The 23391-nt window shown below is 64.0% G+C and carries 15 protein-coding genes; 5 read left to right on the forward strand and 10 right to left on the reverse strand.

Translation table 11 applies throughout. From position 1 onward, the window contains the following. Window positions 1–48: 48 nt before the first annotated feature. Window positions 49–711, forward strand: coding sequence for a hypothetical protein (locus IFSED24_RS16725; RefSeq protein ID WP_491332622.1), 663 nt, complete (start codon window positions 49–51; stop codon window positions 709–711). A 128-nt stretch (window positions 712–839) separates the two neighbouring features. On the opposite strand, the gene IFSED24_RS16730 is transcribed toward IFSED24_RS16725, so the two are convergent. Beyond that, window positions 840–1445, reverse strand: a complete 606-nt coding sequence (locus IFSED24_RS16730) for a nitroreductase family protein (RefSeq protein ID WP_491332623.1) — start codon at window positions 1443–1445, stop codon at window positions 840–842. Window positions 1446–1856: 411 nt separating this feature from the next. Here IFSED24_RS16730 and IFSED24_RS16735 point away from each other — a divergent pair, with 411 nt between their 5' ends. After that, window positions 1857–3113 (forward strand): NHL repeat-containing protein, encoded by a 1257-nt coding sequence (locus tag IFSED24_RS16735; RefSeq protein WP_491332624.1) that lies wholly within the window; start codon window positions 1857–1859, stop codon window positions 3111–3113. 30 nt (window positions 3114–3143) lie between these two features. Here the strand turns inward: IFSED24_RS16735 and IFSED24_RS16740 are convergent, their stop codons facing one another. Continuing rightward, window positions 3144–4160: a FlgD immunoglobulin-like domain containing protein gene (locus IFSED24_RS16740; RefSeq protein ID WP_491332625.1), complete on the reverse strand. Its 1017-nt coding sequence runs from the start codon at window positions 4158–4160 to the stop codon at window positions 3144–3146. A 118-nt stretch (window positions 4161–4278) separates the two neighbouring features. On the opposite strand from IFSED24_RS16740, the gene IFSED24_RS16745 reads away from it, so the two are divergent. Next, window positions 4279–5385 (forward strand): hypothetical protein, encoded by a 1107-nt coding sequence (locus tag IFSED24_RS16745; RefSeq protein WP_491332626.1) that lies wholly within the window; start codon window positions 4279–4281, stop codon window positions 5383–5385. A 78-nt stretch (window positions 5386–5463) separates the two neighbouring features. Here IFSED24_RS16745 and IFSED24_RS16750 read toward each other — a convergent pair whose 3' ends face one another. Then, the gene (locus IFSED24_RS16750) at window positions 5464–8169 is read right to left on the reverse strand and encodes a serine/threonine protein kinase (protein WP_491332627.1); all 2706 of its coding nucleotides are present in this window, start codon (window positions 8167–8169) and stop codon (window positions 5464–5466) included. A gap of 291 nt (window positions 8170–8460) precedes the next feature. Between IFSED24_RS16750 and IFSED24_RS16755 the strand changes: the two genes are divergently transcribed. Beyond that, window positions 8461–11184, forward strand: a complete 2724-nt coding sequence (locus IFSED24_RS16755) for a protein kinase domain-containing protein (RefSeq protein WP_491332628.1) — start codon at window positions 8461–8463, stop codon at window positions 11182–11184. 305 nt (window positions 11185–11489) lie between these two features. Here IFSED24_RS16755 and IFSED24_RS16760 read toward each other — a convergent pair whose 3' ends face one another. From IFSED24_RS16760 to IFSED24_RS16775, 4 genes are all read right to left on the reverse strand, one after another. Continuing rightward, window positions 11490–12641: a DUF1214 domain-containing protein gene (locus IFSED24_RS16760; protein ID WP_491332629.1), complete on the reverse strand. Its 1152-nt coding sequence runs from the start codon at window positions 12639–12641 to the stop codon at window positions 11490–11492. A gap of 63 nt (window positions 12642–12704) precedes the next feature. Beyond that, window positions 12705–12896 (reverse strand): hypothetical protein, encoded by a 192-nt coding sequence (locus tag IFSED24_RS16765; RefSeq protein ID WP_491332630.1) that lies wholly within the window; start codon window positions 12894–12896, stop codon window positions 12705–12707. After that, on the reverse strand, window positions 12893–13603 hold the full coding sequence (locus IFSED24_RS16770) for a DUF1254 domain-containing protein (RefSeq protein ID WP_491335074.1): 711 nt from the start codon (window positions 13601–13603) through the stop codon (window positions 12893–12895). Before IFSED24_RS16770 ends, IFSED24_RS16765 begins: the two co-directional genes overlap by 4 nt. A 72-nt stretch (window positions 13604–13675) precedes the next feature. Beyond that, window positions 13676–15145, reverse strand: coding sequence for a DUF1214 domain-containing protein (locus IFSED24_RS16775; protein ID WP_491332631.1), 1470 nt, complete (start codon window positions 15143–15145; stop codon window positions 13676–13678). 1486 nt (window positions 15146–16631) lie between these two features. Here IFSED24_RS16775 and IFSED24_RS16780 point away from each other — a divergent pair. Next, the gene (locus IFSED24_RS16780) at window positions 16632–20120 is read left to right on the forward strand and encodes a reprolysin-like metallopeptidase (protein WP_491332632.1); all 3489 of its coding nucleotides are present in this window, start codon (window positions 16632–16634) and stop codon (window positions 20118–20120) included. Between the two features lie 101 nt (window positions 20121–20221). Here IFSED24_RS16780 and IFSED24_RS16785 read toward each other — a convergent pair whose 3' ends face one another. From IFSED24_RS16785 to IFSED24_RS16795, 3 genes are all read right to left on the reverse strand, one after another. Then, window positions 20222–20434, reverse strand: a complete 213-nt coding sequence (locus tag IFSED24_RS16785; RefSeq protein WP_491332633.1) for a TPR end-of-group domain-containing protein — start codon at window positions 20432–20434, stop codon at window positions 20222–20224. Between the two features lie 191 nt (window positions 20435–20625). Beyond that, a complete protein-coding gene (locus IFSED24_RS16790) occupies window positions 20626–21510 on the reverse strand; it encodes an SDR family oxidoreductase (RefSeq protein WP_491332634.1) in 885 nt (294 codons plus the stop codon). Window positions 21511–21890: 380 nt separating this feature from the next. Next, window positions 21891–23333 carry a hypothetical protein gene (locus tag IFSED24_RS16795; protein WP_491332635.1) on the reverse strand — a complete coding sequence of 481 codons (1443 nt, stop codon included), beginning with the start codon at window positions 23331–23333 and terminating at the stop codon, window positions 21891–21893. Window positions 23334–23391: the final 58 nt, after the last annotated feature.

Consider the following 23391-nt stretch of genomic DNA (forward strand, 5'->3'; position numbering starts at 1 on the left):
TCGGAGTGGTCGAGCAGTGGTAGAGTCACGGAGAAAGGGGGTCTTCCGATGAGGAATAGGTCAATAATCCTCAGCGCCGCGCTGGCCTTGCTCTCGCTGCTCTGGGCCTGGGGGGCTGCAAGCGCGGACGAGCACGCCTTGCTCAAGGACCCGAGCTTCGAGCTCCAGCTCCCTGCCGATGAGGGCGGCTGGGACCTCTTCGAGATCAGCCAATTCTCGAAGAATCACGCGCGGAGCGGCACTCATTCGATCTTCCATGGGGGCTTCAGTCGGAGCGTGGCGCATCCCCCGTATTTCATCGGCCATGCGTCCGGTGCCTTCCAGGAGTTCCCCGCGAACCCGGGCTCGCGTTGGCGACTGACCGGCTATGGCCTGACGCCCAGGGCGCTCGAGGGGAATCCCGCTTTCGGTATCCTCCAGCTGACGTTCTTCGACGCAGAAGGCGATGATATCGGCACCGTCGAGACGGCCAGCCTCGCGATCCCGGCCAAGACCTCGAACGAGGTGAATGGCCGATCGCCCGTCGGCGAGTGGATCCGCCTGGATACGGGCATCGCGACTGCTCCCGAAGGTGCTGTCAGCGTGCAGGCCTTCACGCTCTACGTCGACTACTCCGGGAAGAACACCATGCAGGGCGTCTACTTCGACGATCTGACGCTGTGTTCGCTCGGTGACGACGACGATGAATCGAGCCCCTGCGGCGAAGACTAGGGTCCGGCGACAGCGACCGAAGGCGCCGGCTCCTGTGCCCGTATTGAACATCGCTGCCAGTATCTCGGAATCGGCGAACTGATTCTTCGACACAGCGCACGAATCATCGGCAGGGTCATCTTCACCGGCTAGAATCCGTTCTCGAAAACCACCTCGCTCAGGGGCAGCTGCCCCGGCTTGGGCCAGGTATCCTTCACGCCCTTGCCGATGGCCACCATGGGGCCCATGACGTGGTCTTCGGGCAGGTTGATGAGCTTGGCCACGCCTTCGATGTCGAAGCCGATCATGGGGCACGACTGGTAGCCCATAGCGGTGGCGGCGAGCATCAGGGTCTGCATCGCAAGGCCGATGGAGCGCTGGGCCTCGTCGCGCTGCAGCCATTCCCGGCCCTCGTGGAACGGACCCATCCAGCCGACCAGCAGGTCAGCCACTTCCTTGGGTGCGTTCTGCCAGTAGCGCTCGGGGTTCTTCTGCCAGGCCTTCAGGTCGGCGGTGAAGATCACCAGCAGCGATGCGTCGGTCATCTGGGCCTGGTCGTTGCCGAATTCGGTGCGGATGCGTTGCCGCAGGTCCGGATCCCGCACGACCACGAAGCGCCAGTGCTGGATGTTGAAGCTGGTGGGCGCCTGGATGGTGGCCTCGAGCAGCTGCGTCTCTTCCTCGGCCGTGAGACGGTGGTCGGGATCATAGGCCTTCACGGCCCGACGGGTACGGATGGCATCGAGTGTATCCATGGTCTTTCCTTGCTGTGACGGTGGCGCTCCGCATGCCGGCGCAGGTTTCTCGCGAGTGCTGACAATCTATCGTTTTACATGGGATCCGCCCTGGTCAACCACCCAGGTCCAGGTGCTGGACTCCTAGCTGAGCCAGGTTCTCGTCTTCTCATTGGACGGCGAGCTTTCCCACACCCTGTTCCGGGAAGGCGATGGCCCTGGCGAGGTCCGCCAGCCCTGGGATATGTTCGTGCTCGGGAATGGTCGGGTGGCGTAGGCGGGGGTCAGATCCGCGTGTGGTCGTGGTCATCGCGCCCTGGCTGGCTACGCCGGTCTGGACGGTGCGCCAGGCCTCTCTGACGCGCCGGGAGCCGGCGCAACCGTTCCCGGCTGTTTCCGTAGTCCCTGAAACCCCATTCCCCGGAGGACATCATGATCCAGCCGCGATTCGCCGCCCGCGTGTTTCGACGCCGATCCATCCTCGCCCTGCTCGTCCCTCTGCTGGTCTCGGCCGCGGCCTTGCCCGCGACGGCCGACCAGGCCAGCGATCCCGACGTTCCGGTGATCCACAACGCCGCCGTCCCTGCGGGGGGTGTCGAGGTCGTGCACCTGGAAGAGATGTGGCGCGCCGGCGGCGAGGACGGCGACGAGATCTTCGGCAAGATCTTCCGGGCCGACGCGGACGAGAATGGCAACGTCTACCTGGTCGACACCCAGCTGAGCGAGGTGGCGGTCTTCTCGCCGGACGGCGAGCGCATCAAGACCCTCAGCCGCGAAGGCGAAGGCCCCGGCGAGACCCGCGAACCGGTTGACATGCTGCTCTTGCCGGACGGGTCGGTCGGCATCCTGCAGCGCTTTCCCGGCAAGGTCGTGCGGATCGATCGCGACGGCAACCCCCTGGGCGACATCATCTTCAGCGTGGCGACCGAGGGCGGCTTCACGGCCCTGTACACCGGCCGCTGCCGCGGCGAGGAGCTGATGTTCGTCATCCAGCGGGCCACCCGCGAGGAGTCCAGCTCCACCCGCACCATCGAGGTGGCGCGTTACGACGTGGACGGCACCGAGCTGGCGCGCTGCTTCGCCCGGTCCACGGTGATCGACTTCACCAACCCGGTGATACGCGAGTCGTCGGTGCTGGACGTGGCCGTGTTCGGCTCGACCATCGCCCCGGACGGCTGCATCTACGTGGGCACCGACTACGATCGCTACGCCATCAACGTCTACCGGCCCGACGGCACCCTGGACCACATCATCGAGCGCGAATTCACCAAGCGCCCGCGTACCGAGCTCGAGAGTCACCGCATCGAGGCCGTGTTCGCCACCTGGGGCCGCCGCGGCAACCAGCAGATGCCCACGGAGATCTACGACTGCGCACCCACGATCACCGACCTGTACGTGGACGACGCGAACCAGCTCTGGGTCGAACACAGCCGCAGCGCCGAGTCAGGGCCCGACGCGGCCATGCTCACCTATGACATCTACGACCCCAGCGGCAAGTTCACCCGCCAGGTGGCCTTCGTCTGCGACGGCGATCCGGTGAACGACGAGCTGTTCCGCGTGCGCGACGACATGGTGGTGCTGATCAAGGGGTCGATCCCGGCCATGTACGCAGCCATGGCGCCCGACGTGGAGGTCGACGAGGAGGCCGCCGACGCGAACCTGGAGGTCGTGTGCTACAAGATCCCGTAGAACAGGGGGGACAGGGGAGGTGGCGAATTTTCAGCGCAACAGCATCAACTTCTTCGAATCTCCTCGCTCCTTTGTCTCGAGTCTCACGATGTACGTCCCTGAAGGCACGGCACGGCCCTCGGAATCGCGCCCGGTCCAGCTGAGCGAATGACGGCCGGCGGCGAACTGCCGGGACGCAAGCGAGGTCACCTGACGCCCCGTGATTTCGTAGACGCTGACATCAGCCCATCCTGCTCGAGGCAACGAGAACGACACGGTCGTCCGGGGATTGAAGGGATTGGGGTAGATGCCCGTCAAGCGCCCGGTGGCCGGTACGTCCGCGACACCGACGGCGGCTGGCATGGCGGCGGGGGTCACCGCCAGGATGGAATTGAGCATCAGCACGAGGCTCTGCGTCCGATGGTCGGCCATGAAGACCGCGCCGCCGGCCGCGGGACTCAGCACCTCCCGGTCGATGAACGCCAGATGGGTCTGACCGTTGTCGTCCAGGGTTGCCAGGCCCACCGCGTGATCCCCGAGGTCGGCATACCAGCCCGGCCAGCCCGTCCAGTAGCCCTCGACCAGTCCGAAGAACGAGTCGGTCACGGGCGTGGCGTGGGCGTCGGTCACCGTGACGTGGCGGTCGCCGGAGAGGCCGCCCGCGGCGATCAGACCGAACGGCGCCAGCAGGCTCTGGTTGGCGGCGGCGAAATAGTCCGTATCGGTGAAGATGATCACGCCTCCGCCGGACGTGACGAATTGCTCCAGGAGCGTCTGCTCGGCGGTCGACAGCGGCGCGATGGCCTCCTCGCTGGCGGCGACGGCGTCCAGCCAGAGGAGGTCCAGGGTGTCGATGAAGGCCTCGGTCAAGATCGGCGCAGCGGCGATGGTCACGTCCGCGAAGCTGGTGTCCACGGCTGCCCGCACCCAATCCCGGTCGTCGGACATCAGGCTGCCGATGCCGCCACGACCAACGTCGAAGGTCCCGATCCGTAGGTCTGCGTGTGCCGCCACCGGAAGCATTGCCAGGCAGCACAGAGCAAGGAACACGATCTGCAGACGACTCATGATCCACCTCCCGAATAGCCTATGGCGACGCGCGATCGCGAGCTGTTCGGACAGCCTAGCAGAAGTTGAGTTATTCCGCTTAGAATGTTGCCGGCCCCATCCTTGCAGTTTCCTCTGCATGGAAAATCACGATCTGTACAATCCCGCGTGGGTCCCACCCCACTGCCCCTCGCGCAAGTGCCACTTCCACAACCCCTTGAACAAAGGATGGCGCTGGAAACGCTCCGGCTACTACCGGCGAAAGGTGCCCCCAAACCGTATCCGCAGGTTCCGCTGCAAAGCCTGCGGCGTCACCTTCAGTTCACAGACCTTCAGCACCACCTACTGGCTCAAGCGGCCCGACATCCTCGACCAACTGCCCACCAAGGTCACCGGCGGCGCCTGCAACAGCCAGATCGCCTTCGACCTCGGCGTTGCGCCCTCGACCATCGACCGCCAGATCTACCGTCTCGGTCGGCATGCCCTGCTCTTCCACACCCGGATGATGCAGAACAGGCCTGTCTTCAAGGACCTGGCCATCGACGGCTTCGTTTCCTTCGAGCACAGCCAGTTCCACCCGTTCCATTTCCACGTCGCCGTGGACAGGGAGACCGCCTTCTTCCCCTACTTCACCGACAGCGAGGTACGCCGGTCGGGCACGATGACCCCGAAGCAGAAGGAGCGGCGCGCCGTCTACGAGCAGGTCCGCGGCAGGCCAGACCCGCAGGCCGTGCGTAAGGACATGCAGGAGCTGCTGGAATACCTGACCGAGGGCGCGAGTGCGATGACCATCCACAGCGACGAGCACAAGGCATATCCCAGGGCGTTGCGGGCTCTTAGCTGCCGGATCCGCCATATCGTGACCAGTTCGAAGGAGGTCCGCAACCGGATCAACAAGCTGTTCGAGATCAACCTGCTGGATCTGCTGATCCGCCATGGTGAGGCGGAGCACAAGCGGGAGACGATCGCTTACACGAAGCGTCGGAACAGTGCGGCTTACAAGCTGGCGATCTTCCTGGTGGTGAAGAACTACGTGAAGACGAAGCGGGTGCGGGGTTGTGGGCAAACGCCAGCGCAGCTGCTGGGTGTGTGTCGTCGTCGGTTGACGGTGGGGGAGGTGTTGGGTCGGCGGTTATTTGTGGATCAGGCGGGGTTGCCGGGGCGATGGCGGCAGTACTACTGGCAGGAGGTGGTGACGCGGGCGCTGAAGATCAACCGACGGCATGACTTGACGTACGCGGTGTGAAGTGGCTGATGTGGATGCACTTGGGGGGTGGAAACATTCTTCGCGGAATAACTCATTCTTCGCGGAATAACTCAGCCTTCATCGCTGCGCCGCGACCAGCCCGGGCAGGTCCCAGTCCAGGATCAAGCGCATGTCCGGCAGGTCGCCCGTATCCTGCGACGTGGCCTGCAGCTTGATCACTCGTCCCTCCGTCATGGGCACGATCCCGTCCACGCCATCGGTATTGCTGAAAACGGTGCGTCGTTCGGAGATCTCGAGCTCCGGTTCCGTCGCGACGGTGACGGCGAAGATCTGGCCTGCCTCCGCCCCGACGCCCTGATAATAGAGCGTGCGGCCGTCCGGCGACCACAACGGGTTGGTGCCGCCAAGACGCGTCACCGGATAGATAGGGGCGCTCTCCGGGTTGTCGGCCACGAAGGGCCGCAAATAGATTTCTTCGCGCCCGGTGCCGTTGGTCATGTACACGACCCATTGGCCGTCGGGCCGGAAGCTCGCCGCCCCTTCATTCCGCTCCGAGGCGTAGAACGCGCGCCCGCTGTCGCCATTGCCCACGTCGAACAGATACACCCCGGGCTCTCGCCCATCGGAGGGATTGCAGCTGAGCAGGGCATGGCGGCCATCCGGGCTGATCGCCAGTTCATTGGCCTGGAACGGCGTGTCACCGGTCCGGGGCAGGAGCGGTTGCGGGGTCATGCCGGGCGCCGCCTCGACAACCATGGGTTCGGAGAAGTCCGCTCCCTGCAAGGACAGATAGGCCAGGCGACCATCCTGCAGCCACTGCGGATCGTAGACGAATTCACCGTTGGTCGACACCTGACGCGTGAGTCCCGAAGCGATGTCCAGCACCCAGAGACTGCGACCTTGATTCCGCTGGTACACATAGGCCAGACGGCTGCCGTCGGGTGAGAGGGTCGCGTTGCTCTGAAACTCCCCGGGCACTGTCAGCAACGTCTCGAGGACGCGACCGACTTCATCGACGATGACGATCTCGGAGCGATCCCGGGTATTGTTCTGCGTCGTGTAGACGGCACGCTCTCCATTCCGATCCAGGGATATGCCCCCCACGTCCGACAGGTAACCGACGGCGGTCCCCGTGACCTGGGCGGATTCCGCATCGAAGGGCACCACCCACAACGACTGGTCACGCACGAAGGCCATGGAACCGCCAGGCAGGAAATGTGGCCCACCCGCGTTTTCCAGCACCACAGAGGCCTCGCCGCTCTCGAGATCGATGCGGTACACCGCTGATGACATCGTCGAAGGACTCCAGGACGACGCTACCAGGAAACGTCCGTCGGGGCGCGGCATCTGGAACTGGAACATGTAGCGGTCGCCCTGCCCGGTCAGCGGTGCGATCAATTCCGGCGTGCCGCCGTCCGCCGGAACCCGGTAGAGATTCTCGTCGTCGTTCGACAAGGCGACAAGTTCGCCCTCCGAGCGATACCCGATCCGCGGGCCCAGCAGCCCATTCTGCTCGATCGAATAGAGCCTGGTGCCCGGGCCGCCGGCCAGGGGCGCCGTCCGCATCTCCCAGGCCGGGCGGAACTCGTCCCTCACCCGGAACAGGATCTGGTCCCCGCTCGGCGAGAACATGAGCAAGCGACGGTGCGCGCGGTCGGTACCGGGCAGCTTGCGAAAAGCCGACTCGGACCACCTGCGTACATAGATGGCGCTGTCCACCGATTGGTTCTCCGGGACCCGCTCGCGCGCGATGATCGCCAGCGTCTCGCCGTCGGGCGAGAGACGGAACCTCTCGACGGTCTCGAACCGGTCCATCAGCGGCACCGCCACGTGTAGCGGCGTCCGGGTCGGTTGGGGCCGGAGCAGCCAGCCGGCGCCGACCCCGAGCACGGCCATGACCAGCGCGACCGCCGCGATCACCGCCGGCGGCAGCCGCCGGCCGGCCACGCCGGCGCTGGGTGGCGGCTCGGTGCGCGCCCGGTCCAGCTCGATGCGCACGTCGCCGATGTCGCGATACCGGTTGTCCCGGTTCCGCTCGAGGCAGCGCACGAGGACGTGCCGCACCATGGGCGGTGTTCCCGCCGGGAGCAGGTTCAGGTCGATTTCCTTGTGCAGCACGGCCCCGATGGAGTCCGAGGCGGTCTCGCCGTGGAACGGGCTCGCGCCGACCAGCATCTCGTAAAGCACCACGCCGTACGACCAGATGTCGGTGCGCTTGTCCACGCGGCGCCCGCGGGCCTGTTCCGGGCTCATGTAGGCGGCCGTGCCCAGGATGGTGCCCTCGATGGTCGGTGACTGCCTGGCCGCGGTCATCGTCGCGCTGTCCAGGCCGATGCTGCTCGAGGAGGTCGCGCCCTCGTCGACGCGGGCCAGACCGAAATCGAGGACCTTCGCCTTGCCCTCGGGTGTGAGCTTGATGTTGGCGGGCTTGAGGTCGCGATGGATGATACCCGCTTCGTGGGCAGCCTCGACGCCGGCGGCGATCTGAACCGCCAGCTCCAGCGCTTCGTCCAGCGGCAGAGGACCTCGGTCGAGCCGGTCGGCGAGGGTCTCGCCCTCGACGTATTCCAGAACCAGATACTTGGCCCCGTCCTTCTCTTCGACTCCGTAGATGCCGGCCAGGTTGACATGACTGAGCGCAGCGAGCGCCTTCGCCTCGCGCTCGAAGCGCTCCAGGCGGGAGGGGTCCAGAGCGAAGTGCTCGGGCAGCTCCTTGATCGCCACGTCGCGGTCCAGCCGCGTGTCGCGGGCCAGGTGCACGATGCCCATGGCGCCGCGGCCGACTTCCCGCATGATCTGATAGGGGCCGATCTGTTCGTTCATGGAGAATCCCCCACGCTGCCGGTCCGGGCCCGCGGCGTTTCAGGTCTGGTGCCGGGAAGGTCGTGATCACTTGCATTTCAAACGGAACCGGGTCGTCAGTCCATCGGGCCATGTTAGACGGAACCGGTGCGGCTCGCCATCGCCCTGGGGGGGTGGCAGGACCGATGACCGTGGCGTCTGGCCGGCCACGTGGTCGAGTCCAGACCCGGCAGCGGCGGAATCCGAGAAAAACACTTTGATTTATCAGCTTGACGCGCGTCCTGACCTCCATTCTCCGGCGAAAGCCCACCCATGATCGGCCAGCGCCTCGCCCACTATGAGATCACCGCCATGCTCGGCAAGGGTGGCATGGGCGAGGTCTACCGCGCTCACGATACCACCCTCGATCGCGACGTTGCCATCAAGGTGCTGCCGGCCGAGCTGGCCGCCGACGCCGATCGGCTGGCCCGGTTTCGCCGTGAGGCCAAGGTCCTGGCCTCGCTCAACCATGCCAACATCGCCGGGATCCACGGCCTGCACGAGGCGGACGGCCGGAGCTTCCTGGTCATGGAACTGGCCGAAGGGCAGGACCTGTCGCGGCGACTCGCCGCCGGCCCGATCCCGCTCGAGGAGGCCCTGGCCATCGCCGCTCAGATCACCGCGGGCCTCGAGGAGGCGCACGAGAAGGGGATCATGCACCGCGACCTCAAGCCGGCCAACGTCATGGTGGCGCCCGACGGCCAGGTCAAGATCCTCGACTTCGGCCTGGCGCGCGCGTACCTCGGCGAGACCGCCAGCGAGGGCGATCCCGCCATGTCGCCGACCATCACCGCGGGCCTGACCCAGGCTGGGGTCATCCTCGGCAGCGCGGCTTACATGAGTCCCGAGCAGGCCAAGGGCCATCCGGTGGACCGCCGCACCGACATCTGGGCCTTCGGCGTGGTGATGTTCGAGATGCTCACCGGCCGGAGCCTCTTCGGGGCCGAGACGATCTCCGAGGCCATGGCCGCGGTGCTCAAGGAGCCCGTCGACTGGGATCAGCTGCCGGACGACCTGCCGCCGTCGATCCGTGTGTTGCTCGGCCGCTGTCTCGAGCGCGATCCACGCCTCCGGTTGCGCGACATCGGTGAGGCCCGCATCCACCTGCAGGATCCCGACGCGAGCTCGATCCTCATCGCCCCCAGCGCGGTCTCCGGTGCGGCACCGGTCGTGGAGCGCGGTGGTCGCTGGCGCATCGTGTTGCCGTGGGCGCTGCTGGTCGTGGCGTGTCTGGTCTGCTTGCTGGCGTGGACGCAGGCCGACCGCGGCACCGGTGGTCGCCCGACCGCGACGCGTGTGGTGCGCAGCTCCCTCGAATCGCCACCCGGCACGGGCTACCACCTCACCGGCGCCAACCCGGCCTCGATGGTGATCTCTCCCGACGGCACCCGGGTCGTCTACGGCGCGCGCGACGATCACGGGACGCACCAGCTCTGGCTGCAGGATCTGTCCCTGCCGCAAGCCGAGCCCATCACCGGCACCGACAACGCCCAGTACCCGTTCTGGTCGGCCGACGGCAACGCGGTGGCGTACTTCGCCGATGGCTCGCTGCGCGTGGTCGACCTTCTCGCCCGCACCAACCGCACGGTGGCTCCCGCGCCCGACGGCAAGGGCGGCTGCTGGCTGCCGGATGGCCAGATCATCTTCACGCCGAGCGCCACGGGCGAGCTCTTTCGGGTCAGAGCCGATGGCAGCGCCGCGCCGGTGCAGGTCACCGATCTGCAAGCCGAGCCGCGTTCGAACTCGCACCGCCTGCCCGCCTCCTTGCCCGGTGGGACGCATTTCCTGTACGCCGCGCGCGCCACCCAGCGAGGCACCGAGGAGCCGGTGGCGGTCATGGTCGGCAACCTCGCCGGTGAACCGCCGCGGCTCCTGCTGCATGCCGATGGGCAGGCCCAGTTCGCGGCCGGCCATCTGCTCTACCTCACCGGCAGCAGCCTCTACGCCCGGCCCTTCGATCCGGACCGGCTGGAGTTCAGCGGATCGCCCGTGCTCTTGGCCGACGATGTCGGTTCGGTGCCGGGAGCCGCCCTGGCCCTGTTCTCGGCCTCGAGGACGGGCCAGCTCGTCTACCACCCGGGCCACCGGGAGACCATGACCATCCGGCTCGCCTGGTACGACACCGACGGCCAGCGCCTCGGCGAGCTGGGCGAATCGGCGGGCTACGGACTCTTCTCCATCTCCCCGGACGGCCAGCGGGTCGCCTTCACGACGTACGACAACCGGCTCGGCGACGGCGACATCTGGATCCACGACCTCGAGCCGGACGTGCGGACGCGAGTGACGTTCGAGACCGCGGACGAGTCGTATCCGGTGTGGGCGCCCGATGGGAAGACCCTGTACTACGTGCGCACCGATGCGAGCCACAACGAGATCATCGCCTTCCAGCCCGATAGCCGGGAACCGGGCCAGCCGATCTATCAAGGCAATGCCGAGCTGCTCCTCTCGGACATCTCGCCCGACGGTCAGACCCTCGCCTTCATGCTCCGCGATTCGGTCTCGAACGTGGACCGATCCGTGGTCATGCCGGTCGACGGATCCTCGGAGCCGACCTACATCGACGAGACGGCCGGCATCACCATGCGTCCGAAGTTCTCCCCCGACGGCCGCTGGATCGCCTACGCGTTGCGTGAGGCCGGCGGCTGGTCGATCTACCTGAAGACCTTCCCGGTCACCGACCGCAAGTGGCAGCTCACCGATCGCGACGCCTTCTGGTTCGCCTGGCACCCCGACGGTCACGAGCTGTATTTCCAGTGGGCGGGCAGCGAACTGCTGGCCATCGCCGTGGACCTCACCGGGGCCACCCCGCGCATCGGCAACACGCAGGTGCATTTCGACGACTTCCCGACGCCGCTGACCGCGCTGCACGACATCGCCGTCACCCCGGACGGGCAGCGCTTCCTCGTGAGCGATGCCGGGGGTTCGGACGACAGCCGGCCGGTGCGGCTGATCCAGGGGTGGACGCGGATCGCCGACCGGACCGAAGCGCGGCCCTGAGACCGTGGACATGGCTTTTCGCCATCAGATCGCGGTGCCGGAACGCCAAAGAGGCCTGAAGCTCGACGAATCCACCATTCAGTCAGCCCGTGCGCACTCGTTCGACATCGCCGGACCATGTCTGTACGTGGGAACTGCCGACCATGGACTCCATATCTTTCAAATATCCGACCCGACGACACTCATCGAGCACACGATTCGCGAGGCGACGCGTGTCTCGGTGGATGTCAACGATCTACGTGGGCGGTTGGACCGCGGACTCGTCAACGATCGCCAGCACCTGAGAGCGCTGATATTGGCTCCTGTCAATCGTTCGCGACCTTGGCAGGCCTCGGAATCGTCCACTCGCCATTCATGATCTCCGGCTCCGGAAGGTAGTAGCGTGCGGCCACGTCGAACGGCCCGGCGGGGACTTCCAGGCAGTTCACGTCGCCATCCTCGCACTTGACCTTGAAGCGGAAGGTGTAGGTGCCGTCCTCATTCATGACGGCTGTCGTATCGTTGAAGTGGTAGCGGTTGGCATCGTTGGGGTGGAGGCGACCGGTGGTGGAGTCGTAAACGGTGATCGACCAGAAGGCGTTGACCGGTGGCGCCTCCGTCACCAGCACGTATTCGCCCTTCGAGCCTTCAAGGGTCTCACCGGACGCGTCGGTATACATCGACTCGTAGGCACTGTGAGTGGTTGCTGGTCCACCCCAACCCACCTTGGTGCCGGCAGAGTGGTAGAGATAGGGAACATCCTTGCCGGGTTCCTGGCCTGGCCCGACGATCATCTCGCTGAACGGCACGGACCTCGCCGTCTCATCCATGCGCTTTTGGGCTTCCTGCGCCACCTGCTCGTCGAAACCACCCAGGAGATCGACTTTGGGCATCTCGCGGATGGTCGGTCCCTCGATGGTGATGCCATCGAAAACGGCTTGGGCGCCCGCCATGTCGGCAGGGTCCTTCGGATCCTTCACTTCGATCCGCGTGACGACCGCGGACAGGAGCGACGGCACTTCAACAGCCTCACCTGTGATGGTCTCGGGCTTCTCGCCATGGTAGAGCGTATAGCTGCCGGCCGGACCGATGATGTTGCGGTAATTCGCGTTCCGGTCATCCTGCAGCTGAAACGAGCTGAATCGCTCCTGCGAGGGTGCATCCGAGCGCAGCACCACAGGCCCGTCCCCGAGGTAGACGAACGCCGTCTTGTAGAGGGTGTCGTTGTTGCTCCGGACGACCTTGTCCTCACCGGCCTTGAGCAGGTCCCGTGACGCCTGGCCCCATTGATTCAGCTTTCCGGGATCTCCTCCCGTGAGCCGCATGGCGTATTCAAAAGTGTCCTGGTAGGGAAACTTTTGAATGTAGTCTTCCACCTGTTTCTCGAAGTCACTGTTCGAGGTGGAATTTCCCGGGGAACAGGCGGTGATCATGATGCAGCAAGTCGTCATCACGAGGGCTCGGTAGAGGTTCTTCATTGTTGGCATCTTGATCCTCCAAATCTTCATTTTCCGGTTCTGTCGTTTTCACCCGATGATCTGTTACTTTGATGCCACTGGTTTCACCTCGGGGAACTTCCAGGTTCCATCGAGAATTTCTTCTCGCGGCTGGTAAAAGCGCACCATGTAGTTCCAGCCCTCGGCAATCGGCAAATGGTTCACGCTGCCGGGCTCTCCACCGAAGTGGATGGTATAGGACCCGTCGTCGTTGGGCGTCCCGATCAGGCTGTTCACGCTGTAAGCATCCTGGTCGTTGCGAGCAGATGGCGAACCGGATCGACATCCTCCTTGCGCCCAAAGGTGGAACCTATGTCTATGTTGCCGCGACTCAGAACAAGCAGGGCGTCGTAGGTGGTCTTGTAGCTTTCCTGGTCGCAGTCCGGGTGGGTATAGGGCTTCGCGGACGCCGCTTCGATCTTCAACTGGTCCTGCAAGGCGTTCGCCTCCTGGATGTCGGCGGGATCGGACTCGTCGACCAGGGTGCGAACGGCCAGGCACACGTAGGGCGTATCGAACTCCTCGACAGTCAGCTCATGCTCGCCCGGTTCGTGGATGACTTTGTTCAGGTAGTGGTCCTCGTTGACCACCATGATCGACATGTAGCGGTCTCCCGCATCAGGAACGGTGAGGGTCGCACCTTTGCTGATGTCCACCAGCGCCGAGCTGTAGATCGTATCCCGGTTCATGCAGATGACGGTCTGCTGGTCCAGCGGCGCCGGTTCGCGCAGGTGGAAAAACTGGTTGACCCCGCCGGCGTTCGCCACGATCCGGTCGAACTGGGCGGCGGTTTCCGCCCTGACGAAGTTTTCCACGTTGACGATCACGGGTTCTGCTTCGGCCGATTCGTTCGAAGCCAGAGCGATGGACAGGACAGGCAAACTGGGAACGATGCCCATTGCGGCGATCAGTGCTGTGACGGCCAGAGTCTTTGGGATTCGCATCTTGCTCACCTGGTTATCGGGCTCGTGGGTGTTCGGGGCTCCTCTGCACCACAAGCAAGAGTCCTTGTCGTCTCAATCCACGCGCTCCACGCCGGGCATGTCGTAGCGGGCGTCGATCAGAGGTGTGGCGGCGCCGTAGAAACGCGCGGTGAAGCGGAAGCCGTCCTTTGGTGCGGGCAGCCAGTTCTGGCGCTGTTTCGGGTCGGTCGGCTCATCGTGCTGGACGTAGATCACCAGCTTGCCGTCCTCGGTGTGCAGCTTGCCGCGCTCGAGCATGAAGCTGTTGAGCGAGTAGCGGTCGATCGGGTTGTCGTAGAAATAGCCCTCGGAATCGTAGAGCGGCATTTCCCAGAACTCGGTGACCGGCGGCATGTCGTCCAGGTCGAAGGTGATCGTGTAGCGGTGCTCGCCCGAGAGCGGCCGGCCATCCGAATCGTCCCAGCAGTTCGCGGCCGTATGCGACCGGGAGGGAACGGGGGCGAGAACAGCCTGCAACCCGGACCATGCGCGCCATTGCCAGTTGGTGTCCTTGTAGCCGAGATCGGTGTCGAACTTCCAGCCGTTTTGGCCTTCGGTAAAGTTCGCGGTCATCCCCTCCAGCACTTCTGTCTTTCCCTCCTCGATTCCCGCCTCCACCGCAGCCGCGATCTCGGGGGTCAATCCGGCGGGATCGAAGGGCGTGCCGGCCTTGAGTCCAAGGCGCTCGAAACGCGCAAAGGCGGTGACTTCACGATGGCTGTCGGACTGTTTGGTGAAACTGGGATCGTTCAGCACCAGGCTGACCCAGCGCAGGAAGTCCACGCCGGTGAGCTTGCCCGGTTCACGGACCGTTTCCATGCCAGGATAGGTGGGATAATCGGCTTTGGTCAGCGGCACATCCTCGGCCCTCACCTCCTTGCGTCCAGCCGCAATCCACTGGCTGAGGGACATGGCCGTGATGCGGTCCTGAATGGCGTTGACGGTCCGGACCTCTTCCTCCGTATTGTCGGTGAGAGCGACGCGTGCCAGTACCCCGGCAAAGTCGGACTGGGACTGCACGATGTCGGCCCCGACGAACCCGTCGGGGAGCTCGCCGCTCCAGTTCGGGCCGATCAACAACCGCCGGACGGAGCCGGGCGCATTGAACTGGCTGCCGATCATGTGCCACCAGCGCGCGTAGTTGTCGTAAAGCTGGATACTCCAGTAGTGATCCTCGATCTCGGGGACCACGATGACCGCAGGTTCCTGTGACAGATCAAACATGCCAACGCCATAGAGCGTGGTGGCATTGGGTGTCGTCGCGACGCGCGGCAAAGCTTTCAGCGGTGTGCGGTCCCAGTGCAAGCGGTTGATGCCCGCAGCGCGCGGGTTCAGTTCATTCTGTGCGAAGTTGAAGCGCAGGTGGTAGATGGCCACCGGATGCATGCCCCACAGAAACGATTCCTTGCCGATTTCCTTCGCCTCGGTGGGCGTGAGTTCCTCATCGGCGCCCGTTGCCGGCGGCGGCGAGAGAAGGACTGCGACGAATGATGCCGCAAGGATCAGGGTTGTTTTCATGGACATGGTATCATCTCCTATTCCAGTCGATTATGATTTCAGCTGGGATCTTCCGTTGACTCAAATGCGTTCGGGTTTCCTACGTGCATGTCACTTGATCATCTAACTGCTGGGAATGTACTTTTTCAACCCTGTCCCTTCCTTGTATTCGTCCGCGCTGTCGAATAAGCAGTTAGCAGGCTTCATGATTCTGCTGGGGCCGTTCCATAACTCAATCGCGACCAGATATTGCGATTCAATATTGGAAAACCGAGAGCCCGGGGACGTTGAGGCAGGTACATTTGTCTGACCGCGTAAGTCGATAAATATCAGCACGAGCGAATATATAGAAGGCACAGCGGCTGGCACCATCGAGGTCAAAGTCAACGGTCAGGCCGCCGGTGGCACTGGTCCGAGCACCTTCTTTCGGTGGGAGCTCAAGCCGGATACCTACACCTTCTATTCCATCACCGGCGAAGCATCGGCCACCGTCGCTCTCCAGGTGGAGGCCGGCAAGGTCTACTTCATCGAACAGAGCGCCCGCCTCGGGATCAATACCGGACGGGTGAACATGAAGGAAGTCGACGCCAATAAGGGCGAGTCAATGGTCGCGAACATGAAGCTTCTGGTCAGCGCTTACGTGCCCGAATAGCCGTTTCAGGGTGTCCGCCCATTTGGGGCTGCAAGCAGGAAGCCCAAATGTCGTTAGTTCCGTCAGCCGGTTATCCCCACCCTGTGATCCTGGTGAGGGAATACGATAACGCGTTACATCCACCCGCCTGGTCTCTGCTGCCGAGCCATCCTGGAGACGAAGCCGCGAGCGCGGCAGCCACAGCCAGTTTCGGCTGTTCACTTCTTTGCCCCGGCAGCACAGAGTCCCAGGCTTTCAGAGGTTCTCAGATCGGGGAGCGGGTTGGACGGTAGCGGGAGCAGTTTCAGGCTCCGGTTAACAGTATCGACCGACCGCGCTAACTTTTATAAACCAGCAACTTATAGGCATCAAAAAAGCAGGCCCTCACGCCTGTCAAGGCCACCCCAGAATTACCCTACTAGAAAAACTGGCTCCTCCGGTCATATGCAGAAGCACAAAGATTCAATGCGGACGGAATGAATGGAAGGGACAGGGTCATCGCGCATTGAAGCGCGTACGAAACCGGCAGCAACCGCATGAACTCCCGATTCATCGCATATACTTCCAAAATGATAGGAATAATCTTGATTATTCGTTCGGAAATGAGATAATCTCAGCCTCTATCATCCCCGAAGGCGTTAAACCTCCATCTTCTTCGCCCTGGGAGGTCCATCGATGTATCGCACACTTACTGCCTTATTTCTCCTCATCACCATCGTGATCGCACCGGGAGCGATCCCGACCGCCAGAGCGGCGGCGGGCGAGGTCTCCCAGGATGGACTCTGGCTGGATCTTGGGCCAGGAATGACATCCCCTGGAGGTGTCGGCGGGCCAAGCGATGAGTCGCACCGCTTCAGCCTCGATATGGCCTCCCTCGAGGCTGTGATCGCACGCACGCCCATGGAGGGCGACCGGCTGCCGCCCGGCGCCGAGGTGACGCTCACCATCCCCATGCCCGACGGCTCGTACCGGACTTTCGCGATCGAGGAATCGCCGGTCATGGAGCCGAAGTTGGCCGACGCGCTTCCCGGCGTCCAGACCTTCCACGGCATCGCCGTGGACGACCCAACCATTCGCACGCGACTCGATCGGACTCAGCTCGGTTTCCACGCCATCATCCTGACGCCGGCAGGAGCGGCCTTCGTACGGCCGGTCGCGCTCGGTGTCACCGTGGAGTACGAGAGCTACTGGTCGACCCGGTACCAGGAAGTCGCCTTCGAGTGCGGGGTGCTCGATGGCGAATTCGTGGCCGGCGGGTCGGTCATCACGGCCCTGCCCACGGGCGACACGCTCCGGCAATACCGGCTGGCGGTCGCGGCCACTGGCGAATACACCCAGTTCTTCACGGACGCGGACGCAGCGCTGGCCAACATCGTGACCACGGTCAACCAGCTGAACCTCATTTACGAGGCCGAGCTCGCCGTGCGCATGATCCTCATCGGCGACAACGCCGACATCGTGTACGACGATCCCGCCACCGACCCCTTCCCGCTCGCTAACAAGAACGCCGAGGTCCAGGCCGCCATCGACGCAGAGATCGGCGACGCGAACTACGACATCGGCCACCTCTTCCATTGCGAGGGGGCAAGTATCTCCGGGAACGCAGGCTGCATTGGCTGCGTCTGCACTACTGGCAGCAAGGGCAGCGCCTGGAGCCAGGGTCCCGACCCGACGAACGGCAACTACCTCTTCGTGGTCTCCCACGAGATGGGCCACCAGTACGGTGCCACCCACACGTTCAACGGCTCGAGTTGCAGCGCCGGCCAGTACACCGCTAGCAGCTCCTGGGAGCCGGGCAGCGGCACCACGATTATGTCGTATTCGAGCATTTGCGGCGTGGACAACGTGATCGGCAACCAGGTCGGCGATCTCTACTTCCACGTCGGCAGCCGCGACCAGATCACGGACTACACCCAGTTGGGCGGCGGGACCTGCGCGACCACGTCGAGCACGGGCAACTCTGCGCCCACGGTGGACGCCGGCCCGGACTGGACGATCCCGCAGGGTACCGCCTTTCGGCTGACCGCGGTCGGCAGCGACCCCGATGGCGACGCGCTCACCTACACCTGGGAGCAGTTCGACCAGACCGACGCCTCCGCACCGCTGAATGCGGTCGACGATGGTCTGATCCCGCTGTTCCGCTCCTTCCCGCCGTCGAGCGACCCGGTGCGGACCTTCCCCGCCTACGCAGACCTGCTCGCCGGCCCGGCCAACCTCTTCCCCAACAAGCTGGGCGAGCAGCTCCCGAGCACCGAGCGGACGCTGACCTTCCGCACGAGCGCGCGCGACGGTCGCCTCGGTGGCGGCGGCACCGCCGACGCCCAGATGTTCGTCACGGTGTCGGGCGCTCCCTTCGCCGTGACCTTCCCCAACGGCGGCGAGACGGTGGGCGCCGGGGCGCCAGTGGACGTGACGTGGACGGTGGGCGGCGGCTCGGTGGCGCCGACGGTGAACATTCTCTACGCGACCGACGGCGGCACGAACTGGATCACCCTGGCCAGCGCCGTCACCAACGACGGGAGCCACCAGGTCGTGCTGCCCTGTGACAACACCGGCCAGGGTCGGATCATGATCGAGGCGGTCGGCAACATCTTCTTCGATATCTCGGACCTGACCTTCGTCGTGGCCGACGTCCCGCCCGTGATCGCAGTCAACGCCACCGGTGGCGTAGTGGACGACGCCTGCGAGTACCTGGTGGAGTTCGACGCGACGGTGACCGATGACGGTGACGTCGCAGCCGATGATGTCGACGTGACCGTCTCCCTGACCACAGGCAACGCCAACCTGGGCACACCGACGATCAACACGGTCCAGACGGACGCCAGCACGGTCACGGTGACCGGCAGCGTTCTGGTGTCCAACCTGACCGGCTCCCCGGCGACGGTGCGCGTAGAGGTCGACGCGGTGGATGCCTGCGGCTCCATGGCGTCGGAGCAGGCGGAGGTGGATGTGTCTGACACGACACCGCCGGTGGTGACCTGCCCGGCCGACATCGTCGTCGAGTGCTCGATCGCCGGGGGCGTACCCGCCGACGACTCACAGCTCGTGCCCTTCTTCGCCGCCTTCATGGCCGAAGACAACTGCGATCCCGATCCCGAGATCGCCCATGACGCTCCTGCCATCTTTGCCGGCCCCTGCGACGCCACCGGCGGCGTGACCCTGGTGACCTGGACCGCCACCGACGCCTCGGGCAATGCCGCCCAGTGCTCGGCCACGGTCACGGTCGTCGACACGACTCCGCCCGAGATCGCGGCCACCGTCGCCCCGCAGGTGTTATGGCCACCCAACCACAAGCTGGTCCCGGTGGAGTTCACGGTGACCGTCAGCGATGTCTGCGATGACGCCGTGACCTGGGTGCTGCTCGACGTGGTGAGCAACGAGCTGGACAACGGCCTGGGCGACGGCGACATGCCGAACGACATCCAGGACGCCGAGTTCGGCACCCCGGACACCTCGATCAGGCTGCGGGCCGAGCGTTCGGGCCTGGGCGATGGTCGCGTCTACACGGCGACCTTCGAGGCGACCGACTGCTCGGGTAACAGCGCCCAGGCCATGGCCAACGTATACGTGCCGCACAGCCCGAGCATGATTGGCGAGATCATGGTCGAGGACGGAGATCAGAGCCTCGCGCGCGAGCTGGTCTATTATCTGGTCACCGGGGCCTCGCTCTGGGACCGGGAGATCCCGGTCACACTCGAAGGGGACATGCTGTTGGCCATTTGCCCCAGCTCGGCGGTCATCGGCAACACGGCCGGCTGGGTATCGCCGGACGCCTTCTTCCTCGATGATGTCGACGACGATCAGATTCCGGACGCACTGATGTCATTCGACAGCAGTGCGCTCGCAGACCTGGCCGAGGCCTCCATCGAGGAGGACGGCAACCCGGTGATGGTGCTGGACATGGGTGGCGGCGCCTTCCGCATCCTTCCGATGACTGACATTAAGATCAGCGGTGTTGACGTCGACGTGATCATCGCCCGCCTGCAGGAAGCCGCGACAAGCCAGGAACTGGCGCTGAACAAGGCCGGCGATGGTGACGGAGACCGCGCCGGCGCTGATGATCAGGCCCAGGCCGACGAACCGATTATCGCTCGGAAAGCCGGATTGATCGGCGCCGCGCCGAACCCATTCAACCCGAGCACGATGATCTCGTTCTACCTGCCCGATTCGCGGCACGTCGAGCTGGCCGTCTTCGACCTGAGAGGCCGGCTGGTCAACCGCCTGCTCAGCGGAACGGTCGAGGCCGGCGAGCATGCGGTCCAGTGGCGCGGCACCAACACCAGCGGCGGCAGGGTGTCCACCGGCGTCTATTTCTACCAGCTGACCGCGGGGTCGCTGGTCGAGACGAAGCGGATGACCCTGATCAAGTGATCCGACCCGGCGCGGTCGGCCAACGCATGGGACGGCCCCGGGCACGGAGCCCGGGGCCGTCGGTCATCTGTCGGCACCGGTCTGAGGGACAGGGGCACCCCTCAACGTATCGGTCGGTTGGCTTCCGCTCTCGCCAGGATGGCGTGAAGCCGCGGGTCGGTCCGCAGACCCACGAAACCATCGTCCGTCTCCAGATGGCTCTTCTTCCAGTACCTGTTCGCCAACGCCTGTTCGAGAAGGTCCACCGCCTCGTCACGGTCTCCGCGCAGGTCCGTCAGTGCGGCCAGCCTGACCTGGGTCTTGAGTCTTCGCATGTCTGCGTGCCCGTGCGCCTGGAGACGGAGATCCCGCTGTGCCTTCGGAATATCCCGTCCGGGCTGTGCCCTGACGAGTTAGCTCGTCTGGCCGATATCAGGCCATGATGCTAAAGCTCGTCTTCTTGACAAGATTTCCGGGTCCCACACAGCGGGTCGTCGCCAGCCGGTTCGAATGCCGTCGTGCTAGTCTACTTCATGACTTCTTGGGCGTACTGCTCCACGCTCCGGAGGTTCGAGGAGACCAGGTAGTCCGCTGGGTTCATGTCCCACCCGGGTGCAATCGCGTAGCCCAGTTGCAGCGCTGCCACGGCCTCCTGCACCTCGTCCGCTGCTGCGGACTTCTGTTCCTGGAGCGTTTCCACCGATACGTGGGTGACGCTCCACGTCTTTCCACTGGTCCTTTCGAAAATCCTGACAACTTCGAGCGGCGTGTGGATCGAAGGCCCGCCAACAGGCAGGACGGCGTTCTTTGCCTTCGGATTCGAAACTGCCTCGGCTGCCGTGCGGGCCACATCCTTGTGACTGACCCAGCTCATGCGGTTGGTACCGTCCCCGTAGATGGTCGCCGAGTCGTTCAGGTAGTCGAACCCGAATGCGGGGCTGAGCCACACTTCCATGAAGAAATTCGCCGCCAGAATGGCGTACTCGATGCCGCTGGACCTGAGATGATTCTCCACCGCGGCTTTGGCGTCGCCCAATGCGAAACCAGGCTCGGGAGGATGCGGAAACGACGTGTAGACGAACCTCTTGGCGCCAGCCGCAGTTGCGGCGTCAATGAGGCCTATGGTCCCGATCCGGTCTACGTCTCCGATTGTGTTTCCCTCCTGCCAACTAAACGGCATCGCCGAGACCGTGCTGATCACCGCATCGACTCCGTCGCACGCTGCGTCAAGAGAAGCGCGATCTCGGAGATCTCCCTCGACCACCTCGATACCGGCGTCCTTCAGTGCGGCGATCTTTTCGGCGTTGGATGTAGACCGGACCAGGGCACGTACGGCGTCGCCCCCGCTTGATAAGATCCGAGCCGCCTCCCCGCCGACCATTCCCGTGGCACCCGCGATCAGTACCTTCATGCTTCCTCCTTCATTCGCCCAACCTCGAACAGGCGCGATTGGCTCGTTGAAGGTCGGGCAGTCTATTTCAGGCTGATCCAAAATGCGGCGTCGGCACAGCCGCCGAGATGTCAGGCAGGTGTCGGCCCAGGGAGAGGAGCGAGGAGTGGGCTGCCAAATGAGCGTAGCAGAAGTCGAAATACAGATGTCATCAAACAGGCGGAATTCGGTCTATTTGGTAGTCGGTTCGCGCCTAAACGACTCCACACTGAATTCGGATTCCCCGAGATCGATTACGGAGAGACCCCGGCCCCCACGCAACTCCCGCCCCCAACAGTTAGCCCGCCAGCGTGGAGGCCGGCGGGCCGGAGTCGATCTGAAAAATTACCAGGGTCAGGCCGCTAGAAAAGCCCCCGATCTTCACGGCCGTGTCCACCCTGCGAGTGATCAACAATCCACTCGAGAATAGGCTGCCACACCAGCGTCTCCGCGTTGTTAGCAAGGAAGAGATCGAGATGTCCATAGTCGAGCAGCTCATTGGGATCCGTGCTGACGACCAGCGACGAAACGTCATCGCTCCCGAGAAGATCCAGCTGCCAAAGGCCGGCCTCACCGAACCCGCCGGCCCCGGTCACGAAGAACACTGGGACTCGGATGTCGCCCCAGTGCTGGTTCCACGGCACATCGTTGCCACAGATTTCATGAGCTTGACCCAGGCCAGCCACGTTCGATTCCACCGCTGACATCGTGCAGAGGTATTCGATCCACGCCTCGTTGGAGATGAACTGCATGCCGACGGGCATCTCGCCATCGAATACTCCCGAGAGCAGATGGAAGGGCGGCACTCCGTAGATGAGCGTGGTTCCGAAGGCGATGGCGGCCTCGTAATTCGTCATGCCGGGGAAGACGGGTGAATCGCCATCCGCATCGTCTCGGGCCAAAATGCCTACGGTCCTGAAGGCCGCACCTTCGCCGTAGACCCCGTTGGCGATCTGTTCCTCGAAATAGGGGATGAACGAGCACATCAACTCGCGCCAAGGCGAGTCCTCCGGTACCTGGATCACCATGTCTACCGGAATGAAACCCTTGATCCGTCGTCGGCCCGGCGGCAACTGCGAATCGCCGTCGACGAGACCGAAGCTGAACTCGGCACCCGCGCTGAAGCCGAGCAGGTGCATCTGATCCCAGCCGTTGCCGGTCATGCGCCGCATGACCCGAGCCAGGTCAACGCCCACGCCGATGTCGTCGATGTGCATCTGCATGTCCCAGGTCGCCATGAAATCAAAGTTCGTCTCCTCGGGGGGAACCAGGGTCCAGCGTTGATCTATACCCCAAACGTCGACGTTGTTCGCCGCCAGGAATAGCGCGATTCCGAAGTCGTCTGGCGTGGAATCGGAATATAGCCCCGGAAGGAAACAATACGTGAAATCAGTCGACGCCCCGTGTTGCATGAACACCGCTTTCTTGGTTCTGATTGGCCGGAACGGTGCCCTTTCCCTCACGACCCGGTGAATTCCGATGTGATCGTATTGACCAACTCCCACCTGGACCAGAAACGTATAATGAGCGATGTCGTTGGTGAGCATCTGCCGGTCAGCGGAGATCACCTCACACTTGTCGGCGCCGGAGATCTGTCCGCCAGCAGGGTCAACGGGATCGCCATCCTCATCGACTGCCGGCCAGCCAGTGCGTTCCATGATCGCCAGGGCGATCTGCTCGACATCGACATCGTTGACCGCGGCGCTCGACTGTACGCTCGGCGGTGAGTTCGGCGTCTCTTCTTGACAGGCCATGAGCGGCAAGAGAAGGAGGAGGCAGGCAATCCAGACCACGTGTGCTTTCATGAGCAGGCTCCTTTGCAAATACAGTTATTCAATCAGACATCGAGTTAGGCTTGCGTGA

Source organism: Candidatus Latescibacter sp. IFSED24 (assembly GCF_058273205.1).